Below are 1,225 nucleotides of genomic sequence, written 5' to 3'. Positions count from 1 at the left end.
CGTTAGCACCAATTGTAAAATGACAGACTACAAAGAAATAAAGAAAGCTCTCGACAATTACTTAAACTCATTGACACAGTTGACAAAACTTGGAGTGACAATGAATAAGAAAGACTTTACTTCACAAATTGGGGAGTGGCTTGTTGCTGAACTTTATGACGGAAAACGAGCAGAAAGTGGAATTCAAAAAGATTGGGATATAAAAATTGGTGACAAATACATTCAGGTAAAGACACATTCTAAAGCCGCTACAACAACTGCAAGGTGGTCACCTGTCAAGTATGACGAAAATGCGCAAATAGATGAAATAATTACTATTGTGTTTACACCCGATTACAAAATAAAAGAGTTCTACAAAACTCCTTGGACTGAAGCACTTAAACTTATCAAGCGACAAAAACATAGAGACGTTCTTAATTGGGATGACCAACGGAAATTTCTAATCAAAGTAGAAGATTTACCTAATCCAAACCTTGTAGCACTTTTCAAAATATGAGAGTATCAAGTGAATTACAGACAGGTAAGGCAGGAGAATATTTAGTTTGTGCCGACTTAATTCTAAAAGGATTGATTGCATTTCCAAGTGAACAAGGTCTACCTTATGATGTATTGGTTGACACTGGAAAAAAACTTTTAAAGGTGCAGGTAAAGACCACAGAAGGCGTAAGGACAGTTCAACAGAGAGCAAAAGAGACAAAATGTTATATTTTCAATATAAAACGTCACGGGAAGCAAAACACAAAAAGATATGGTATGACTGAAATTGATGTCTTTGCTCTTGTTTGCTTAGACACGAGAAAAATTGGATACTTAATGAATGAAGAAACGCCAGACACAATCAATATAAGAGCAGACCACCTTAAAGGAACGTATTATGACGAAAAAGGGGTTATAGATTATCAAAAGGTTGTTGAGTTAAGTAAGACAATTAAAAGTCAATCTGAAATAGCTAGACAATTGAATTTACACGTTTCACAAGTAAACAGAATGCTCAAAAAAGAATTTAAACCGTTCTTGACAAATGCACGGTATTTTTCAGACTTTGACAAAGGCAAAGAATGGTTTATGAACTTATAAGAAAAAGAACAACTGGTGCTAACAGCCGTTTGGCGTCATGCGGGGTGACTTGCTTACATTCAAGTTCAGTTTTTCAATTGGACTTTGGTGCTGGGTTGACAGTTTTGTGCCCTGAAATCCCGCACGAACGCCAAGCGCAAAAACGTTA

Annotated in this window: 2 protein-coding genes; both read left to right on the top strand. The window is 36.1% G+C overall.

All coding sequences use genetic code 11. From position 1 onward, the window contains the following. A partial coding sequence (locus CHX27_RS00840; RefSeq protein WP_207758910.1) for a hypothetical protein occupies window positions 1-496 on the top strand: 496 nt, incomplete at its 5' end. Beyond that, window positions 493-1,077, top strand: coding sequence for a group I intron-associated PD-(D/E)XK endonuclease (locus CHX27_RS00835; protein WP_094484889.1), 585 nt, complete (start codon window positions 493-495; stop codon window positions 1,075-1,077). The genes CHX27_RS00840 and CHX27_RS00835, both read left to right, overlap by 4 nt. The last annotated feature ends 148 nt before the right edge of the window (window positions 1,078-1,225 follow it).

The sequence above is a fragment of the Flavobacterium aurantiibacter genome (assembly GCF_002251775.1).
GTDB classification, from domain to species: domain Bacteria; phylum Bacteroidota; class Bacteroidia; order Flavobacteriales; family Flavobacteriaceae; genus Flavobacterium; species Flavobacterium aurantiibacter.
Note: the sequence above shows the minus strand (reverse complement) of the source record. Positions and strands in the feature narration are given on the sequence as shown.